Annotated in this window: 7 protein-coding genes and 6 pseudogenes; all 13 read left to right on the forward strand. The window is 45.1% G+C overall.

Annotated elements, in window-relative coordinates; translation table 11 throughout:
- Positions 1-194: 194 nt before the first annotated feature.
- The 13 genes and pseudogenes from JCM10512_RS09165 (at position 195) to JCM10512_RS23725 (ending at position 20,264) form a co-directional block, all read left to right on the forward strand.
- Positions 195-1,199 (forward strand): family 43 glycosylhydrolase, encoded by a 1,005-nt coding sequence (locus tag JCM10512_RS09165; protein WP_081741265.1) that lies wholly within the window; start codon positions 195-197, stop codon positions 1,197-1,199.
- A 397-nt stretch (positions 1,200-1,596) separates the two neighbouring features.
- A pseudogene (locus JCM10512_RS09170) lies at positions 1,597-2,852 on the forward strand (glycoside hydrolase family 76 protein).
- A 77-nt stretch (positions 2,853-2,929) separates the two neighbouring features.
- Positions 2,930-5,095 (forward strand): hypothetical protein, encoded by a 2,166-nt coding sequence (locus JCM10512_RS09175; protein ID WP_044162423.1) that lies wholly within the window; start codon positions 2,930-2,932, stop codon positions 5,093-5,095.
- Between the two features lie 22 nt (positions 5,096-5,117).
- Positions 5,118-7,594 (forward strand): annotated as a pseudogene (locus tag JCM10512_RS09180) (glutaminase domain-containing protein).
- 12 nt (positions 7,595-7,606) lie between these two features.
- A pseudogene (locus tag JCM10512_RS09185) lies at positions 7,607-9,891 on the forward strand (GH92 family glycosyl hydrolase).
- Positions 9,892-9,896: 5 nt separating this feature from the next.
- Positions 9,897-11,357 (forward strand): glycoside hydrolase family 125 protein, encoded by a 1,461-nt coding sequence (locus tag JCM10512_RS09190; protein WP_148298338.1) that lies wholly within the window; start codon positions 9,897-9,899, stop codon positions 11,355-11,357.
- A 12-nt stretch (positions 11,358-11,369) separates the two neighbouring features.
- On the forward strand, positions 11,370-13,373 hold the full coding sequence (locus JCM10512_RS09195; RefSeq protein WP_044162428.1) for a GH92 family glycosyl hydrolase: 2,004 nt from the start codon (positions 11,370-11,372) through the stop codon (positions 13,371-13,373).
- A 470-nt stretch (positions 13,374-13,843) separates the two neighbouring features.
- Positions 13,844-14,849, forward strand: a pseudogene (locus JCM10512_RS09200) (glycoside hydrolase family 43 protein).
- Positions 14,850-14,886: 37 nt separating this feature from the next.
- A pseudogene (locus JCM10512_RS09205) lies at positions 14,887-16,016 on the forward strand (aldose epimerase family protein).
- A gap of 2 nt (positions 16,017-16,018) precedes the next feature.
- Positions 16,019-18,074 (forward strand): annotated as a pseudogene (locus tag JCM10512_RS09210) (beta-L-arabinofuranosidase domain-containing protein).
- Positions 18,075-18,315: 241 nt separating this feature from the next.
- Positions 18,316-19,110, forward strand: coding sequence for a hypothetical protein (locus JCM10512_RS09215; RefSeq protein WP_044162429.1), 795 nt, complete (start codon positions 18,316-18,318; stop codon positions 19,108-19,110).
- 328 nt (positions 19,111-19,438) lie between these two features.
- Complete coding sequence (locus JCM10512_RS23720; protein ID WP_244437065.1) at positions 19,439-19,879, forward strand: DUF4369 domain-containing protein; 441 nt, start codon at positions 19,439-19,441, stop codon at positions 19,877-19,879.
- The gene (locus tag JCM10512_RS23725) at positions 19,872-20,264 is read left to right on the forward strand and encodes a hypothetical protein (protein WP_044162431.1); all 393 of its coding nucleotides are present in this window, start codon (positions 19,872-19,874) and stop codon (positions 20,262-20,264) included. The genes JCM10512_RS23720 and JCM10512_RS23725 overlap by 8 nt, the downstream gene beginning before the upstream one ends.
- Positions 20,265-20,359 lie beyond the last annotated feature (95 nt).

Raw genomic sequence — 20,359 nt, forward strand, 5'->3', positions numbered from 1 at the left:
GCAATACTCCTTTCTTTTATATTTTTGCTTTTTAAAAGGATGAAAGGATAGTCTAAGAAATACATAAAAAACTAATAAAGGAGCCAATTGTTGGTAGAATGAACAGTTATTATTATTAATTGAATGGCAATTGCGGGTACATTCAACTGCATTTGCGCATCTTTGCAAGATAGAAACATAAAATAAATCAAATCATGAGACTCGCCCATTTTATTTTTGCAGTGTTGATTAGTTGTTCGACAGTTATCTTAGCTCAATCCAGTGGCATTACTAAAGAAACCCTATTAAAAAACTCATATCGCAATCCGGTAATTGACCAGAGCCTTCCCGATCCTTCCATCATCAAAGGAGATGATGGGTTTTATTATCTGTACGCAACCGAAGATATCAGAAATCTCCCTATTCATCGATCAAAAGACTTAGTTCATTGGGATTTTGTAGGGACTGCTTTTACGAAGGAAACCCGTCCGAGTTTTGAACCCAAAGGAGGTTTATGGGCACCCGATATCAATAAGATTGGTGATAAATATGTCCTTTATTACTCGATGTCCGTTTGGGGAGGCGAATGGACTTGTGGTATCGGAGTAGCCACAGCCGATAAACCGGAGGGGCCTTTCACCGATCAGGGGAAAATGTTTCGAAGCAATGAAATTAAAGTACAGAATAGCATTGATCCGTTCTATATAGAAGATGGTGGTAAGAGATACCTGTTTTGGGGAAGTTTCCGCGGCATTTATGGAGTTGAGCTGACATCGGACGGACTTTCATTGAAAGAGGGAGCAACACCGGTTCAGGTAGTTGGTACGGCTTACGAAGGAACTTATATTCATAAGCGCGGAGGATACTATTACCTGTTTGCCTCTATTGGAAGTTGTTGTGAAGGCTTGAAGAGTACCTATACGACGGTGGTCGGACGCTCGAAGAAACTATTTGGGCCTTATTTGAATAAACAGGGGCAGTCAATGTCTGACAACCACCACGAAGTTCTGATTAAGAAGAATGAAGCATTTGTTGGAACCGGGCATAACTCGGAAATTGTAACCGATAAGAAGGGAGGCGACTGGATGTTATATCATGCAGTGAGTGTGGCCAATCCCGGTGGGCGTGTCTTAATGTTAGATCGTATCCATTGGAAGAAAGGATGGCCCAGTGTAGAAGGAGGTACCCCCTCATTAGAGTCAGCAGCTCCCCGTTTCTGATAATCTATCACTATTTTATAGGCTCTAAGTAGATACGAAGGAGTTGTGGAAAGAGATACATCTTCTACAAAGGATGGATTCATCTCTTTTCGCAACTTTTTCTATATAAGCATATGGTAATATAAGCCTGCTTCCATACTCGAATTGAGATTTAGACGCACCTCTCATGGCTATCTACGATTGTGATGGTAGGGGTAAATAGATACTTGTCTGGGGAAATACGTCTGGATGTGAGTCGTAACTATAATTCGTAACAGCAGGAGCACATTCTGTTCAGTAGGGTTCAAAAAGATAATTTGGTCTGTTTTTTTTCTTTATTGAATAGGAATTAACATCAGCTTTCGTTTATTTCTGCAATCTTTGTAACAAGTAAATTTTTAAAATTAGGTCAACTATAATGAAAAGCAAGAAACATTTGGCAATCATGTCAATACTACTCCTGTCAACTTCCGCCTGGGGGGTGAAAGGTTCTGAAAAAACGGTACAGTCAACCTTTAGTTACACAAACAACGATGTATGGACTGCCTATGATGGTTTTAATCGCACTTTTCTGGATGTTGGGAAATATATTTATAAAACGAACTCTTCTTATCAACAAGCTGTCGACCGTCACAACGGAGCAGCAGCCATTTGGTGCCAACCGATTTATTGGGATATGGCAATGAACGCTTATAAGCTGGCCAAGACTCAGAAGGATAAACAGAAAAGAGAGTATTGCAAAGAACTTTGCGAGAAGATTTTCGCCGGAAATAAGGCTCAATATGCCGGATTCGATTTTGATGACAACAATGAGAATACCGGATGGTTTATCTATGACGATATCATGTGGTGGACAATATCACTTGCCCGTGCTTACGAATTGTTTGGAGAGCAAGAGTACTTAAAGTTGTCGAAAGCAAGTTTCAGCCGTGTGTGGTATGGTTCGAAGAAAGTAGGTGATACAGGTTCTTATGACAAGGAGTATGGAGGTATGTTTTGGCAATGGCAACCGATACGTAACCCAAATCCGAATAAGTTTGGCGATGGGAAGATGGCTTGTATCAACTTTCCGGTAGCAGTTGCCGCCCTGACTCTTTACAACAACGTTCCGAAAAAGAGGAAAGCGTCTACCGAGACATCACCCGGTTACCAGACACGCGAGCAATACCTGGCCAAAGGGAAAGAAATTTATGAATGGGGCGTAGAGAACTTGTTGGAGAAGAAAACCGGACGAATAGCGATAGTCGGCATGGGAACGGTAATCCGGCATGGAAAGCTCATGTTTATAACCAAGCAACTTTTATAGGTGCTTCTATTTTGCTTTATAAAGCGACCGGTGAACGCCATTATTTGGATAATGCTATTCTAGGAACAGATTATACAGTAAATGAGATGTCGGCTGCGCACAATCTGCTGCCTTTTGAAAGCGGCATTGAGCAAGGAATCTATACGGCAATCTTTGCTCAGTATGTTGCCATGTTGGTATATGACTGCGGTCAGACACAATATTTGCCTTTCCTGAAGCGGAACATCGAGGTAGGCTGGAGTAACAGAGATAAGACACGTAATATTTGTGGGGGAGAATACGAGAAGGCACTGCCTGCTGATGCGGTAGTAGACAGTTATACTGCTTCCGGTATTCCGGCATTGATGCTTTTGTTTCCCGCCAACTGATAAAAAGGCTTTTCCGGGAAAGAGTCCCGAAATGTTCTCAATGGGATTAGTTAACTATAAATGTAGATACGAACGAAATGAAGAATAGACAAACGGTGCTTATATGTAGTCTCTTATTGGCCTATGGCAGTAGCGTGTATGGTCAGAAGTCACCATATGTGGAGGCGAAAACTACTTTTCAAACAGCTGAACCGTGGAAGCCGGAAACAGATGTGCGCGCTGATGCCACGATGGTATATGGCACATTGGATAAGCATGGCGTCTCTTTCGAGGAACGTGTTCGTTCGTGGAAAGCGAGGGGATATCAGACTCAGTTCATGACCGGAGTGGCTTGGGGAGATTACCAGGACTACTTTCTCGGTAAGTGGGACGGTGTGGACGGTCATTTAAAGGAGGGGCAGCGCGACCGCAACGGTCATGAAATAGCTCATGGACATTTGATTCCCTACATTGTGCCGACCGAGAGTTTCATCCGTTATATGCAAGAGATGCAGATAAAGCGGGTAATTGATGCAGGGATCACCTCTATTTATTTGGAAGAACCGGAGTTCTGGATGCGTGGCGGGTATAGTGAAGCATTCAAATCCGAGTGGCAGAAATACTACAACTTCCCTTGGAAGGCGCAGCATGAATCACCCGAGAACACTTATCTGTCGAATAAACTCAAATATTACTTATACTACAACGCACTGGATAAGATATTCACCTATGCTAAAGAGTATGGCAAGTCGAAAGGATTGAATATCAAATGTTATGTTCCAACTCACTCGCTGATAAACTACACCTCCTGGCAGATCGTCAGTCCGGAAGCAAGTCTTGCTTCACTCGATTGCATCGATGGGTATATCGCACAAGTATGGACGGGGACAGCCCGGGAACCGAATTACTACAATGGCGTTCGCAAGGAGCGTGTTTTTGAGAATGCTTTTCTGGAATACGGCTGTATGAAGTCAATGACGGCTCCCCTGAACAGGACCATGTATTTCCTGACCGATCCGATCGAAGACCGGGCTAAAGACTGGGACGACTATAAAGTGAATTATCAGGCGACCTTTGCCGCGCAATTAATGTATCCAACGATAGATACGTATGAAGTAATGCCTTGGCCCGACCGCATCTACCAAGGATTGTACCAAGTGGCAGGTACGGATCGGAAAGAACGGATTCCCCGTTCGTACTCTACCCAGATGCAGGTAATGATTAATACACTTAATGACATACGCACGTCACAAAAGCAAATCACAGGGACACACGGCATTGGGGTGTTGATGGCGAACTCGTTGATGTTTCAGCGGTTCCCCAATCATAACGGTTACGATGATCCTCAGTTCTCTAGCTTCTACGGGCAGACACTTCCTTTGCTCAAAAGAGGTGTCCCGGTGGAACTGGTTCACATGGAGAATGCTCCATTTCAACAGACATTCAAGGGTTTGCAGGTACTTGTCATGTCCTATTCCAACATGAAGCCGATGAAGCCCGAATATCATAATTATCTCGCTGCATGGGTAAAGCAAGGCGGCGTTTTATTGTATTGTGGCGAAGATGTAGACCCTTATCAAACGGTGTTGGAGTGGTGGAACTCGGATGGGAATACCTACAAGGCTCCTTCGGAGCATTTGTTTGAGAAGATGGGGCTAGCACGCGTTCCCACTGCGGGAACATACCGCTTCGGTAAGGGGAAGGTAATTGTGATGCGTGAAGATCCGAAGCAGTTTGTGCTACAAGGCGGAAACGACCGGACTTATTTCGAGACGATTGCTTCTGCCTATCGCCAAAAGACAGGTAAGGAGATAGAAACCAAAAACAGCTTTGTCGTAGAGCGTGGCCCTTATACCATTGCAGCAGTTATGGACGAGGGTGTATCGCAGGAATCGTTGAGTTTATCGGGGCTTTATATCGATTTATTCGACAAAGACTTGCCTGTGCTGACTGTTAAACAGGTGAATCCCGGTGAGCAGAGTTATTTATATGACTTGCGTAAACTGTCGGGTAACGTGAAGGCTAAAGTCCTTTGCGGTGCTTCTCGTATCTACGAAGAAAAGGTAAGCAAGCGCAATTATTCATTTGTAGCCAAAAGCCCGCTCAATACCACCAATGTGTCTCGGGTGTTGTTACCTCGACAGCCCGTAAAGATTTTGGTGAACGGGCAAACGGAGAAAGGAATGTGGGATGAAAGGTCGAAGACACTTCTGCTGTCTTTCGAAAATCAGCCCGATGGCGTTAATGTATCGATAGAATGGTAATAAAATATATAAAGATTTGATTATGAAACAACAACTGATGATGCTGTTGCTGGGGACGGCTTCTGTTTTTTGTAGCTGTAGCCCCGGAGTAGAGCAGCACGACAAAAATGAATTACGGGCACCTGCCTATCCGTTGGTGACGATCGATCCTTACACAAGTGCATGGTCGTTTACGGATAAACTTTATGACGGCTCAGTGAGACACTGGACCGGTAAAGAGTTCCCACTGATTGGTGTAGCCAAAGTAGACGGACAAACTTATCGCTTTCTGGGAACAGAAGAGCTTGAGTTACGTCCTTTGGTGAAAACTTCCGAGCAAGGAAGCTGGATAGGCAAATACACCACCCAGCAACCGGCTGACGGTTGGCAGAATGTCGGCTTCGAGGATGCTGCCTGGAAAGAAGGAGAGGGTGCTTTCGGTACGAAAGAGAATGAGCTACTGCGAAAACGCAATGGGGAGAAGAATATATCTGGGTGCGTCGGACAGCCGATATTCAGGAAGACCTGACTGGTAAAAGCATCTATCTGGAGTATTCGCATGACGATGATGTGACAATCTATATCAATGGTATCAAGGTGGTCGATACGGGAAATGCGTGCAATAAAAATGTATTGTTGAAACTATCCGATGAAGTAGTGGCTTCGTTGAAGCCGGGCGACAACCTGATTGCTGCCTATTGCCACAATCGGGTAGGCAATGGTTTGTTGGATTTCGGCTTGTTGGTTGAGCTAGAAGATAACCGCTATTTCTTCCAAACCGCTGAACAAACATCGGTAGAAGTACAGCCTACGCAGACGTATTATGAGTTTACCTGCGGGCCTGTTGACTTGAAACTCAAATTTACCGCACCCCTGTTGCCCACCGATCTTGATTTAATATCGATGCCGGTTAATTACATCTCCTATGAAGTCTCTTCCAACGATGGGCAGAAGCATCAGGTGGAACTTTATTTTGAAGCTTCTCCACAGTGGGCACTCGATCTGCCTCATCAGGAATCTATTGCCGATAGTTTCACGGACGGCAATTTGTTATTCTTGCGTACGGGAAGCCGCAACCAGGAAATCCTGAAGAAGAAGGGAGATAATGTACGCATTGATTGGGGACACTTCTATCTGGCTGCTGAAAAAGAAAATACAATCTCAGCCATTGGTGATGGGAAGTTGCTACGTAAGAGTTTTGTCGAAAATAAGCTGGAAGCACCTGCGACGAATGGGTATGATAAACTGGCTTTGGTGCATTCGCTCGGAGAAACCAAGAAAGCGGACGGTTATTTGCTTATCGGTTATGACGATATTTACTCCATCCAATATTTTGAAGAGAACCTGCGCCCGTATTGGAATCGTACGGGAGATGAGACCATTGTAACGCAATTCCATAAAGCCGAGAAGGAACACAAAACATTGATGGAGAGCTGTGCGGCTTTCGATCGCAAGATGATGGAAGAAGCGACAGCTGCCGGTGGACGCAAATACGCAGAACTTTGTGCGCTTGCTTACCGGCAGGCAATGGCTGCGCATAAACTGGTTCAGGCTCCGAATGGAGATCTGTTGTTTCTCTCGAAAGAGAACTTCAGCAACGGTTCGATCGGAACGGTGGATATAACATATCCTTCTTCTCCTATGTTTCTATATTACAATCCGGAGCTGGTCAAAGGTTTGCTCAATCATATATTCTATTACAGCGAGAGCGGTAAGTGGACGAAACCTTTTGCTGCCCATGATGTGGGTACTTATCCGTTGGCAAACGGTCAGACCTACGGAGGCGATATGCCGATAGAAGAGTCGGGCAATATGTTGGTAGTGACAGCTGCCATTGCTGCCGTAGAAGGAAATGCGAATTACGCGTTGAAGCATTGGAAAACTCTGACTACATGGACTGATTACTTGGTGGAACACGGGCTTGATCCGGATACTCAACTTTGCACCGATGACTTTGCGGGACACTTTGCACACAATGCCAATCTATCGATTAAAGCGATTCTGGGTATCGCTTCCTACGGCTATCTGGCCGAACAACTGGGCAAGAAAGACGTGGCTGAGAAATATACACAGAAAGCCCGAGAGATGGCGAACGAATGGGTATCAATGGCAGATGATGGCGATCATTATCGCCTGACATTCGATAAGCCGGGAACGTGGAGTCAGAAGTATAACCTGGTGTGGGATAAGCTGATGAAGTTGCAGATTTTCCCCGAAAAGGTTGCCGAGACCGAAATAGCTTATTATCTTACCAAACAAAATAAGTACGGACTTCCGCTGGATAACCGCGAAACATATACCAAGCTCGATTGGATTATGTGGACGGCTACGCTAGCTAAAGATAAAGCTACTTTTGAACGGTTTATCGAGCCTGTCTATCTGTTTGTGAATGAGACACCTCACCGAGTGCCGATGTCTGACTGGGTATTTACGGATAGTCCGAACCAGCGAGGATTCCAAGCACGTTCGGTCGTAGGCGGATACTTTATTAAGATGCTCGAAGATAAACTAACGAAATAACAACGACACACCATGAAAAGAATAACTTTAGTCGTTTTTACACTTTTTACTGTATGGGGTTTGCATGCTAAAACTGTAACCGGCCCGGTGGACTATGTCAGTCCGCTGGTCGGTACGCAGTCAAAGCACTCCCTATCTACAGGCAACACATATCCTGCCATTGCTCTCCCTTGGGGAATGAACTTCTGGGTTCCGCAAACCGGTAAGATGGGAGATGGTTGGGCATACACGTATGATGCTGAGAAGATCAGGGGATTTAAACAAACCCATCAACCCAGTCCGTGGATCAACGATTACGGACAGTTTTCCATCATGCCGGTGACCGGTAAGGCGGTATTCGATCAGGATCAACGCGCCAGTTGGTTCTCGCATAAAGCCGAAGTGGCTACTCCTTATTATTATAAAGTATATCTTGCCGATCATGACGTGGTAACAGAGATCGCTCCCACTGAGCGGGCGGCTGCTTTCCGCTTCACATTTCCTGAGAACGACCATTCGTATGTGGTGATAGATGCTTTCGACAAAGGATCATTCATCAAGGTTATCCCTTCGGAAAATAAGGTGATTGGTTATACAACCCGTAACAGCGGTGGCGTACCAGCCAATTTCAAGAACTACTTTGTGTTGGTGTTCGATAAACCTTTTACGTATACAGCCGCTGTAACCAATGGAACGATCGATACTGAGAAATTGGAAGCGAAAGAAAATCATGCCGGTGCATTGGTTGGGTTTAAAACGCGTCGGGGTGAACAGGTGAATGTACGTGTGGCTTCTTCTTTCATCAGTCCGGAGCAGGCTGAACAGAATCTAAAAGAACTGGGCAGCGATAATGTTGACCGGATTGCAGCAAAAGGACGAAAGGTGTGGAACGATGTACTGGAACGCATCGAAGTGCAGGATGACGATATCGATCATCTGCGTACTTTCTACTCCTGTCTTTATCGTTCGGTTCTTTTCCCGAGAAGCTTTTACGAGATCAATTCCAAAGGTGACGCTGTGCATTACAGCCCTTACAACGGTGAAGTTCTTCCGGGCTATATGTTTACCGATACAGGCTTTTGGGATACTTTCCGTTGCCTGTTTCCGTTCGTGAACCTAGTGTATCCTTCCATGAGTGCCAAGATGCAAGAAGGTTGGTCAATACCTATAAAGAGAGTGGATTCTTGCCGGAGTGGGCAAGTCCGGGACACAGGGGCTGCATGGTGGGTAATAACTCCGCTTCTGTAGTGGCCGATGCTTACCTGAAAGGAATACGGGGCTATGACATTTCCACCTTGTGGGCAGCAGTCGAACACGGAGCTAATGCTGTGCATCCGCAAGTGCGTTCTACCGGGCGCCTAGGCTACGAGCAATACAATAAACTAGGCTATGTTCCCTATAACGTCGGTATCAATGAGAGTGCTGCCCGTACATTGGAGTACGCCTACGATGATTGGTGCATTTACCAGTTGGGTAAAGCTTTGAAGAAACCCCAGGAAGAGATTGAAGTCTATGCCAAGCGAGCTATGAACTACAAAAACCTGTATGACTCCGAACATAAACTGATGCGTGGTAAGAATGAAGACGGAACTTTCCAATCGCCTTTCAATCCCTTGAAGTGGGGAGATGCTTTCACGGAAGGCAATAGCTGGCATTACACTTGGTCGGTATTCCATGATCCGCAGGGACTGATCGATCTAATGGGTGGAAAGGATGATTTCAACCAGATGATGGACTCTGTGTTTATTTTACCTCCTGTGTTCGACGAAAGCTATTACGGTGGGGTGATTCATGAAATACGTGAGATGCAGATCATGAACATGGGTAACTATGCACATGGTAACCAGCCTATCCAACACATGATCTACCTTTATAACTACTCCGGACAGCCTTGGAAAACGCAGTATTGGATTCGCGAGGTGATGGACAAACTTTATACGCCTGCACCCGATGGTTATTGCGGGGATGAAGACAACGGACAGACTTCTGCCTGGTATGTATTCTCAGCGATGGGCTTCTATCCCGTATGTCCGGGAACCGACCAGTATATTCTGGGTACTCCTTACTTCAAGCAGATGAAACTTCATTTAGAAAACGGAAAGACGGTGACGATCGCTGCCCCTGGCAATAACGACAGTAAACGTTATATATCCGGTATGACGCTTAACGGCAAGACGTATACCAAGAACTACCTGACGCACGAGGACTTGCTGAAAGGAGCTACCATCTCGTACACCATGGGGACAACGCCTAATAAACAAAGAGGCACGAAGGTGACGGACTTTCCTTACTCATTCTCCGGCGAACTTAAAAAGTAATGATCATGAAGAAACAAGTTAAATATATCAGTGCTACCATGTTGGCCGCTATGTTCCTGAATGGGGGAGATATGCATGCCGCTCTCCGCTCGACGGGTGAGCACGTCTGTGTGGCTGATGCCATTCAGCAAGATAACCGTCCCGAAGTAGCTAAACGATTATTCCGCTCGGACGCAGTGGAGCGGGAGATTGTGCGTGTGCAGGGATTGCTGAAGAATGCTAAACTGGCGTGGATGTTTACCAACTGCTTCCCTAATACGCTGGACACAACCGTGCATTTCCGTACAGGCAAAGACGGCAAGCCGGATACGTTTGTCTACACTGGCGATATTCACGCCATGTGGTTGCGGGATTCCGGTGCTCAGGTATGGCCCTATGTACAATTGGCTAATTCCGATCCGGAGTTGAAAAAGATGCTGGCAGGAGTCATTCTTCGCCAGTTTAAATGTATCAACATCGATCCCTATGCCAATGCTTTCAACGATGGTGCTATTGCTGACGGTCACTGGATGACCGACCTGACTGATATGAAACCGGAACTGCACGAGCGCAAATGGGAGATCGACTCCCTTTGTTATCCCTTACGCCTGGCCTATCATTATTGGAAAAGGACGGGCGACGCCAGTATATTTACTTCGGAGTGGATACAGGCCATTGGTAATGTGCTGAAAACTTTCAAAGAACAACAACGCAAGGAAGGCGTAGGACCTTATAAATTCCAGCGTAAGACGGAACGTGCGCTCGACACCTTGAATAATGACGGACTCGGAGCACCGGTCAATCCGGTCGGGCTGATCGTATCCTGTTTCCGTCCTTCCGATGATGCTACTACATTGCAGTTCTTGGTTCCGTCCAACTTCTTTGCTGTCTCTTCTCTGCGTAAAGCTGCCGAAATTCTTGAAGCGGTCAATAAAGAAAAGGGACTGGCTACCGAATGCAAGACACTGGCTTCTGAAGTTGAAAGCGCATTGAAGAAGTATGCTGTCTACAATCACCCCAAATATGGTAAGATATACGCTTTCGAAGTGGATGGTTTTGGCAATCACTTCTTGATGGATGACGCCAATGTACCGAGTCTGCTTGCTATGCCTTACTTAGGCGATGTAGATGTGAAAGATCCGATTTATCAGAATACCCGCCGTTTTGTATGGAGCAAGGACAATCCTTACTTCTTTCAAGGGAAAGCGGGTGAAGGTATTGGCGGTCCGCACATCGGTTATGACATGGTGTGGCCGATGAGCATCATGATGAAAGCATTTACCAGCAGAGACGATGCGGAAATTAAAACCTGCATCAAGATGCTGATGGATACCGATGCCGGTACAGGATTTATGCACGAATCATTTCATAAAGACGATCCGAAGAATTTCACCCGGGAGTGGTTTGCTTGGCAAAATACACTTTTCGGAGAATTGATTCTCAAACTGGTCAATGAAGGTAAGATCGATTTGCTTAATAGTATTTAATAGGTTGTAACTATGAAAAGGAACAGTAGCTTTTTACTCTTTTGGTTGTTGTGTACGGCAGTAGCTGTTGGGCAAAACACCAAGTATGTGAATCTGTTTATGGGGACTTCCGGCGATAACGGCCAGGTTGCCCCGGGGGCTGCTGTTCCTTTTGGCATGGTCTGTGTTTGTCCAGACAACGATCCGCGCAGTCATGCCGGCTATGATTATGCGGTGACCAAGGTGAGCGGAATATCTGTCAATCGGCTTTCTGGAGTGGGATGCAGTGGTGGTGGCGGAAATCTACAAGTCCGTCCGGTGGCTCCTTCGGAGGAACTGCATATTCGGAAATCGCACGAGAAGGCCGTCCCGGGATATTATGCCACAGTCTTTACCAACGGAGTTAAAGCCGAGATGACCGCTACCCAAGCCATGGCAGTGGAGCGCTACAAGTTTCCGATCGGAATGCCTGCCGGATTGTGGATCGATTTCGCTTCTACATTCGAGGATGTGGCTACCTGTGAGTACAAACGCATATCGGACACATGTATCGAGGGCTATGTGCAAGCGAAGAACGTTTGCGGACATGGACGTTATAAACTCTATTTCTCGCTGAATACCGATCAGCCGTTTCAGTTGCAGGAGAATAAAGCGACTACCGCCTGCCTCACTTTCGGAAAGCGGGTAAAGCGAGTGGAAGTGCGCATCGGCCTTTCTGCACTGAGTGCCGAACTAGCCGGGTGGGAGTGTTCCCGTTGGGAGGGTCTGACGTTTGATGAACTCAGGGGACAAGCCAACCGCGCTTGGGAGAAACAATTGGCTATGATCGATGTAAAAGGCGGTAAAAAGGATGACCGGACTATTTTCTATACCTCACTTTACCGCACTTATCTAAGTCCGGCTGATGTAAGCTCGCCCGATGGGGCTTATCTGGGTACGGATGGAAAAGTGTATGTTACCGAAGACTTCCGTTATTATAGCAATTGGTCGCTCTGGGATACTTTTCGTACGAAATTCCCTTTATTAGTCTTGACCGAACCTAAAAAAATGCGTGATATGGCTACGTCACTTATTCATCTATATGCTACAGGGAAGAAAGACTGGTCAACCGGATTCGAATCGACTCCTACCGTCCGTACCGAACATGCCGTAATCTTGCTGCTAGACGCTTACCGGAAAGGCATTACCGATTTGGACTTTCGCAAGGGATATGCCGGAATGAAGGAGGAGATGGAACGGCTGCCGATGCGTTCGCCGGATCAGAAGATGGAGTCGGCCTACGATCTCTGGGCGATGGCCCAAATCTCCGAAATACTCGATGAAAAGGGAGATTCTGAACGATACAGTCAACGCTCTATAGCCTTATTTGAGGAAACTTGGAAGAAAGAGTTCATGCAGGTAACTCCCGCTTTTGGGGTAATGAAGAACAACGGACTTTACCAAGGGACTCGCTGGCAATACCGATGGGCGGCTCCGCAGTACATTGATAAAATGATTGAATGGGTGGGAAAAGACTCTTTGCTCTCTCAGCTGACCTATTTCTTCGACAATCACTTGTATAATCAGGGTAACGAACCGGATATCCATGTGCCTTATCTGTTTAACCGCTTCGGAGCACCGGCAAAGACCCAGCAGCTTGTGCGTAGCCTGTTGACTGAATCGATGGTTCATAAATACGGAGGTAACTCCGAGTTTACAACTCCTTATGTTGGTAAAGCATTCAAGAATGATCCTGTGGGCTATAGCCCGGAGATGGATGAAGACGACGGAACCATGAGTGCTTGGTACGTATTTGGTGCTATGGGCTTTTATCCGCTGCTGGTAGGTGATGCATACTACGAATTAACTTCTCCGCTTTTCGACTCAATTACTCTGCATTTACTCAATGGAAACACATTGGCAATCCTCGTCCAAGGGCGGAAGAAACGCAGTGATTTTATCAAAAATGCCCATTTCAACGGGGCTTTACTCGATGATTACCGCATCTCTCACACCGATTTGCTTCAAGGAGGCGAACTTGTGTTTTCCTATAGATAAGTCCTAAAACTGAATTGGAAACTGGTATCACATGAAAGCTTCCATCAATCGATGGAATGTGCTTTTTCCTTCTCTTTCAATTGTAGTAAACTGAGTACTTGTTTGTCGTAAATCAAGTATTTGACAAAAGTTACCTTGGTACTGACCGTCTTACACCCGAGTTGGCGAAGAGATCGAATAACTGTCCGCGAGTAGAAGCGTAAAAAGAAATCCTACAAATAATTAGAGCCTTTATCTGAATCCGGCTTGGCTAATTTAGAGACAAAGTATAGACATTTCTCCCTGTTTCGCTTGAGTTCTTGTGGCCTCCGGTTATCTCGTTTATAAATGCAGCAAACTGACCAAACCTACGCAGAGATGTTTACTTTCAATGAAATGACTAAATCCTTTTGTTTATTGGTCAGTAATTAGCTCTTAAAGAAAAAGACTTTCGCTACGTTTGTAACGTAAACTTTATAAAATGGACAAACATGAAATTGAAGCATTTACTTTTTTCAGTTGCAGTTGGTTGCTGTTCGGTTTCTTTATTCGCTCAGCCTATTGTTGGTCAAAAGAAAACTAGTGGAAATCCTGTTTTTGAAGGCTGGTATGCCGATCCCGAAGCTGTGGTTTATAATGGAGAATACTGGATATTCCCAACCTATTCCGCCCCTTACGGTGAGCAGCTCCATATGGACGCTTTCTCTTCGCAAGACCTGGTGAATTGGACTAAACACCCGAAGGTTCTTTCTGTTGAAAACATTAGTTGGCTAAGGTATGCACTGTGGCTCCTGCGTGATACAGGCCAATAAGAAATATTATCTTTTCTTTGGCGCAAACGATATTAAAACTAACGATGAATTGGGCGGAATTGGCGTATCTGTAGCCGATCGTCCGGAAGGCCCGTATAAGGATGCCTTGGGTAAACCGTTGATTGGCCAAATTATAAACGGTGCGCAGCCGATCGACCAGTTTGTGTTCAAAGATGATGACGGACAGCATTATATGTACTACGGCGGTTGGCGACATTGCAATATGGTAAAGATGGCACCTGATTTGCTTAGCATTGTTCCTTTTGACGACGGAACGACCTATAAGGAGGTGACTCCTGAAAACTATGTAGAAGGTCCGTTCATGCTCAAACATCACGGAAAGTATTACTTCATGTGGTCGGAAGGCGGATGGACCGGGCCTGATTATTGTGTGGCCTACGCCATAGCCGATTCACCTTTCGGGCCGTTTAAGCGAATCGGAAAGATTCTGGAACAAGAAAAAGACATTGCGACCGGTGCGGGACATCACTCTGTAATCAAAGGGGCAGGTAAGGATGAATGGTATATTGTATATCACCGTCGTCCTTTAGGCGAAACCGATGGTAACTGTCGCGTCACTTGCATCGACCGCATGTATTTCGATAAAGACGGCTTTATCAAACCTGTGAAAATGACCTTTGATGGGGTAAAGCCAAGTCCGCAGGGGAAAACGAAATTGAAATAAAGGATATACCATTGAATAACATAACTTAATATCGATCATGAAAAAATTAGCACTAGGGGCAGTAGCCGCCCTACTGATGGCTGCATGTACTTCGAATGTAGAGCAGCTACAGAGTCGGGCTTGTTGAAAACAAATTTCCAGACTGAGGTGAATGGAAAGAAAACAGATTTGTATATCCTCCGCAACAAGAACAATATGGAGGTGTGTGTGACGAACTTCGGCGGACGAATTGTTTCGATCATGGTACCCGATAAAGAGGGGAAAATGCAAGATGTCGTGTTGGGATTTGACTCGATTCAGGATTATATCAGCAAACCGACCGACTTCGGCGCAACGATCGGACGGTATGCCAACCGCATCAATCAAGGGAAGTTCGTATTGGATAATGTGGAATATCAACTTCCTCGTAATAATTACGGGCATTGCTTACATGGTGGTCCGCAAGGTTACCAATACCAGGTTTTCGATGCTGTACAAGTAAGTCCGCAAGAACTGAAACTAGCTTATTTGTCTAAAGACGGTGAAGAAGGATTTCCCGGGAATCTGACTTGCCGGGTAGTAATGAGGCTGACCGACGATAACGCGATTGATATTCAATATGAGGCGGAGACCGATAAACCGACCATTGTAAACTTGACGAATCACTCTTATTTCAACCTTGACGGAGATGCCGGACACAATTCCGAACACCTGTTGACGGTCGATGCGGACTATTATACCCCAGTGGATAGTACGTTTATGACTACCGGAGAAATTGTTCCCGTGGAAGGTACACCGATGGATTTCCGTACATCCGTAGCCGTGGGTGCACGCATCAATGAGTACGATTTTGTGCAATTGAAAAATGGAAACGGATACGACCACAACTGGGTGCTTAACTCCAAAGGAGATGTAAACCGGAAGGCTGCTTCTCTGAGATCACCCAAAACCGGAATTACCTTGGATGTATATACCAATGAACCGGGTATACAGGTATATGCGGGAAACTTCCTCGATGGTTCTTTGACCGGCAAACAGGGACGTGTATATAACCAGCGTGCTTCTGTATGCCTCGAAACTCAGAAATACCCCGATACACCGAATAAACCGGATTGGCCATCGGCTGTGTTGCGTCCGGGAGAGAAATATATGAGTCAGTGTATCTTTAAATTCTCTGTAGACAAATGAGCATGCCTCTTAACTTGAAAAACAATCTTGCGGTCGTTTCGATTCTCTTAGCGTCTTTCGCTTATCCCGTTCTGGCTAGTGCAGCTCCCGAGCAGGTGCGAGTCGTAGACCGCCCCGAACTGAAAACGCTCAATTCAAACTACGTGAGTTTTCGTGCTCCGCTTCTTCCGCAGAGCTTTATCAAACTTCCCGTCGGAAGTATTCAGCCCGAAGGATGGGTGCGGAAGTATCTCGAGTTGCAGCAAGACGGACTGACCGGACACCTGGGAGAAATCAGTGCCTGGCTGGAAAAGAAGAACAATGCCTGGCTTACAACCGGAGGAGATCACGGTTGGGAAGAAGTGCCCTATTGGCTGAAAGGCTACGGCAACTTGGCTTATATGTTGAACGACCCGAAGATGATAGCCGAAACGAAGGTCTGGATAGAAGGAGCATTTGCGAGCAGGCAGCCCGATGGCTATTTCGGTCCCATAAACGAACGGGATGGCCGGCGGGAGTTGTGGGCACAGATGATTATGCTCTGGTGCTTGCAGTCCTACTATGAGTATTCGCACGACCAGCGTGTGATTGACTTGATGACGAATTATTTCAAGTGGCAGATGACTGTGCCCGACAATCAACTCTTGAAAGATTACTGGGAAAACAGTCGCGGGGGTGACAACCTGATTAGTATTTATTGGCTCTACAACCGTACGGGAGACTCTTTTCTGCTTAAATTGGCTGAGAAGATTCACCGGAATACGGCCAACTGGACTCAACCAACTTCATTGCCCAACTGGCACAACGTGAATATTGCCCAATGTTTCCGCGAACCGGCTACGTATTATATGCAAACCGGCGATTCTGCATTGCTTAAAGCGTCCTATAACGTGCATCATTTGATTCGCCGGACCTTTGGACAGGTGCCGGGTGGTATGTTTGGCGCCGATGAAAACGCCCGTTTGGGTTATATCGATCCCCGACAGGGCGTAGAGACTTGCGGATTGGTCGAACAGATGGCTTCGGACGAACTGATGCTTTGCATGACGGGTGATCCGTTGTGGGCGGAACACTGTGAAGAGGTGGCATTCAACTCCTATCCGGCTGCTGTGATGCCCGACTTCAAAGCGTTGCGCTACATCACTTGCCCGAACCATACGATTAGTGATTCGGAGAATCATCATCGGTATTGATAATCGGGGACCGTTCCTCTCCATGAATCCATTTAGCAGTCGTTGTTGTCAGCACAACCATGCACAAGGCTGGCCGTACTTTGCCGAACATTTGTTGCTGGCTACTCCCGATAATGGAATTGCGGCAGCTATTTATGCAGCGAACAAAGCGACGGTGAAAGTTGGAAACGGCAAAGAGATCAGGCTTCATGAAGAAACCAACTATCCTTTTGAAGAAACAATCAAATTCACCGTTTCTACCGATGAAAAGGTCACTTTTCCGTTCTACCTTCGCATTCCTTCATGGACTGATAAGGCTGAAATCCGGGTGAATGGAAAGAAAGTGCGGGTGCAACCGGTTGCCGGAAAATATGTTTGTATCGATCGTGAATGGGTAAACGGAGATAACGTCGAACTCGTTCTGCCAATGTCTCTCTCCATGCGTACCTGGCAAGTCAATAAAAATAGTGTAAGTGTAGACTACGGTCCACTGACCTTGTCGCTCCGCATCAATGAAAAGTATGTAGAGAAAGACAGTCGGGCAACGGCTATTGGTGATTCTAAATGGCAGAAAGGGGCTGATCCTCAGAAATGGCCGACAACGGAGATCTACTCCGATAGTCCTTGGAACTACTCCTTGGTGCTGGATAAGAAAGACCCGCTGAAGAGTTTCACAGTGGTGCGTAAGGCTTGGCCGGCGGATAACTTCCCGTTCACCGTTGGTAGTGTTCCTTTGGAAGTGAAAGCTATCGGGCGTTTGGTTCCTGAATGGAAGATTGACGAAACCGGACTCTGTGGGGTTCTTCCTGAGGAAGATGCACTGAAAGGTCAGAAAGAAGCGATCACACTGATTCCGATGGGAGCTGCTCGTCTGAGAATCTCGGCATTCCCCAATACGCGGGAATAAATAAAGAACAAAGGGTTGGCTTCCTAGCAGAAAACGAGGAAGTCAACCTTGCTAACAGGCACACTGCTGCTGCTTGACCTACCAGCAAGTACGGTATCTTTTCCACGTCATCCTTGTATAAAGGATGATGTGGAAAACTGTCGTTTTGTAGATACTCTATATGAACAAAGAAGACTTTTCTAAGTGAAGGGGATCTAATTATGTAATATTTATGATTTAAGCACATGAGATAAAGAGTGAGATGAAATCATTGACTTATTCTTTTAAGCAATTGCTATCAGGAGGGTTATTCTGCTGTTTAATTCTCTTGGCAGCCTATCTGTTTCGGCTACTATTTCCTGCAATGCACGGTGATACTTTCTCCTCTTCTATCTGTTTCTTGATGTGGCTTATCCTCTTTGTAGGTGCATTGTTGTGGGCATTTCATGCAAAGGGTGGGCGTGCAAGCTTCTCTAGAATACTAGATTGGCAGTTCATAACCGCTTTTATTTTGGTTATAGCAAATCAGATTTATATCATCATGTCCAAAGAGTTTCATACGGAGCTAGCGCCGTTATGGGCTGATTATGCTTTTCCGGTCTTAGTCGTTGTTGGAATAATGGTAGCCGGCGCTATTAAAATCTCTATCGCGCTATGTCGGAGAATGGCGGTCGAACGGAGACGAGCTACTCTACTAACTCAAAAGATGCAGCAAATACTGAATTCTCCTCCGGCAGAACAAAAAGGTGTTTCTTTCCTACGTATGCTTATAGAAAATAAATCGATCGCCCAGTTCTCTGCCGCAGACTATCTTTTGCTGGTAGAAGGATGTCAAATAATTGATCCTGTCTTTTTTGTCTGGTTGAAGAACAAAGGTTGTCAACTTCCATCACGAGATATTGTGTTATGCGTACTGATCCGAATGCATAAAACAAAAGAAGAGATACTAACTATATTCTGTATTAGCGATGGTTCCTATCGTACAATGCGGTCTCGTGCCCGAAAGCGTCTGGAGATTGAGGATACGGATATGGAGACCTTCTTGCACATGCTCTGATGAAAGCTTTGTTCTTGCTGCTTCCCCTCCAAAGATCATATGAATAAATAAAATTAAAGCTACTTTTTATCCAAGAAAAGGATTTGATCGTATTTATTATGTTACAATGTAGGTGGAGAATAAAAGAAAATCGGCTCATAAAGCCTGTTTGAGAGGATATGGATGGGATTGGAGTGTAACGCGATCTTGGCTTATGGTGAAATTATTTGTAAGTTTGTGAAGCGGCTCTTACTAACTGTAGGGCTAGCTGTAATGAATCTTTGTTTTATGTAGGGGAAAATGTATCAGGTTATATGCTAAATAGCTTAAACAAAAAATAGTGTGGATTATGAAAATGAAATATAATATATTGATATTTGTCATATTTGCTTCCATTGCTCAATTATCTTGTGCACAAGGGAAATATGTAATCAAAGGTGAACTACCAGATCATCTTTTTGATAATGAATATATATTGTTGTATAATAATGTGGCTCTTATAGAGGAGCCTCAGCGTATGAAGCAAACCTTTATTGATAGTATAAAAGTGATTGATGGAAAGTTCTGTTACGAAGGGGTGCTTAGTCAACAACCCTTCCTTGCTTATCTTTCTTGTGATAAAGGTCTACGTTTTCGGTATACTACCTCTTTTATAGTGGAACAAGGTGAAATTCAGTTACATTTTGTAGATTGGGTTAATGAGGCCAATGTTTCCGGTACTCCTATAAATGATGATTATAATGTGCTTTTCATTGAATCGGAAAAAAGTATCGCAGCAAATAGTGGATGAGCGAAGGATAGCATTTGAGAATGTAGCAAACAACAATTATGATAAGCGCAGAATAGATTCTCTTCACAATGTGTATGTGCAGAATAAAGAGAAGCGATTCCGGTTCTTGGAAAAATATGCTCGATATCCTAATGTTGTTCGAGTACAATTGGCAATGCTTATAGATCCTGTAATGTCGCAAGATCCCGAATTGGAGCGTGCTTTGCATATCGTAGATTTAATGCCTAAGGTAGAACGGGACATTCTTTTAGCTTGGCGGGAGTATAGAGTCAAGTTGATAGAACATATGGCAAAGGTTAAGGCTTTGAAAGATAGTTTGGATGCCAATAAGCCTCGGTTTGTCGAAACGATACCTAATACCTCATTATCAACAGTGGAAGAATGAATAGATTTATAGGGCTTATTATCATTCTGATGATGTATTCATGTAAGCAAAATAGGAAGGCAGAGTTGGTCTCAAAGAAGAATTAATAATAATCA

The organism is Bacteroides reticulotermitis JCM 10512 (assembly GCF_000517545.1).
GTDB classification, from domain to species: Bacteria; Bacteroidota; Bacteroidia; order Bacteroidales; family Bacteroidaceae; genus Bacteroides; species Bacteroides reticulotermitis.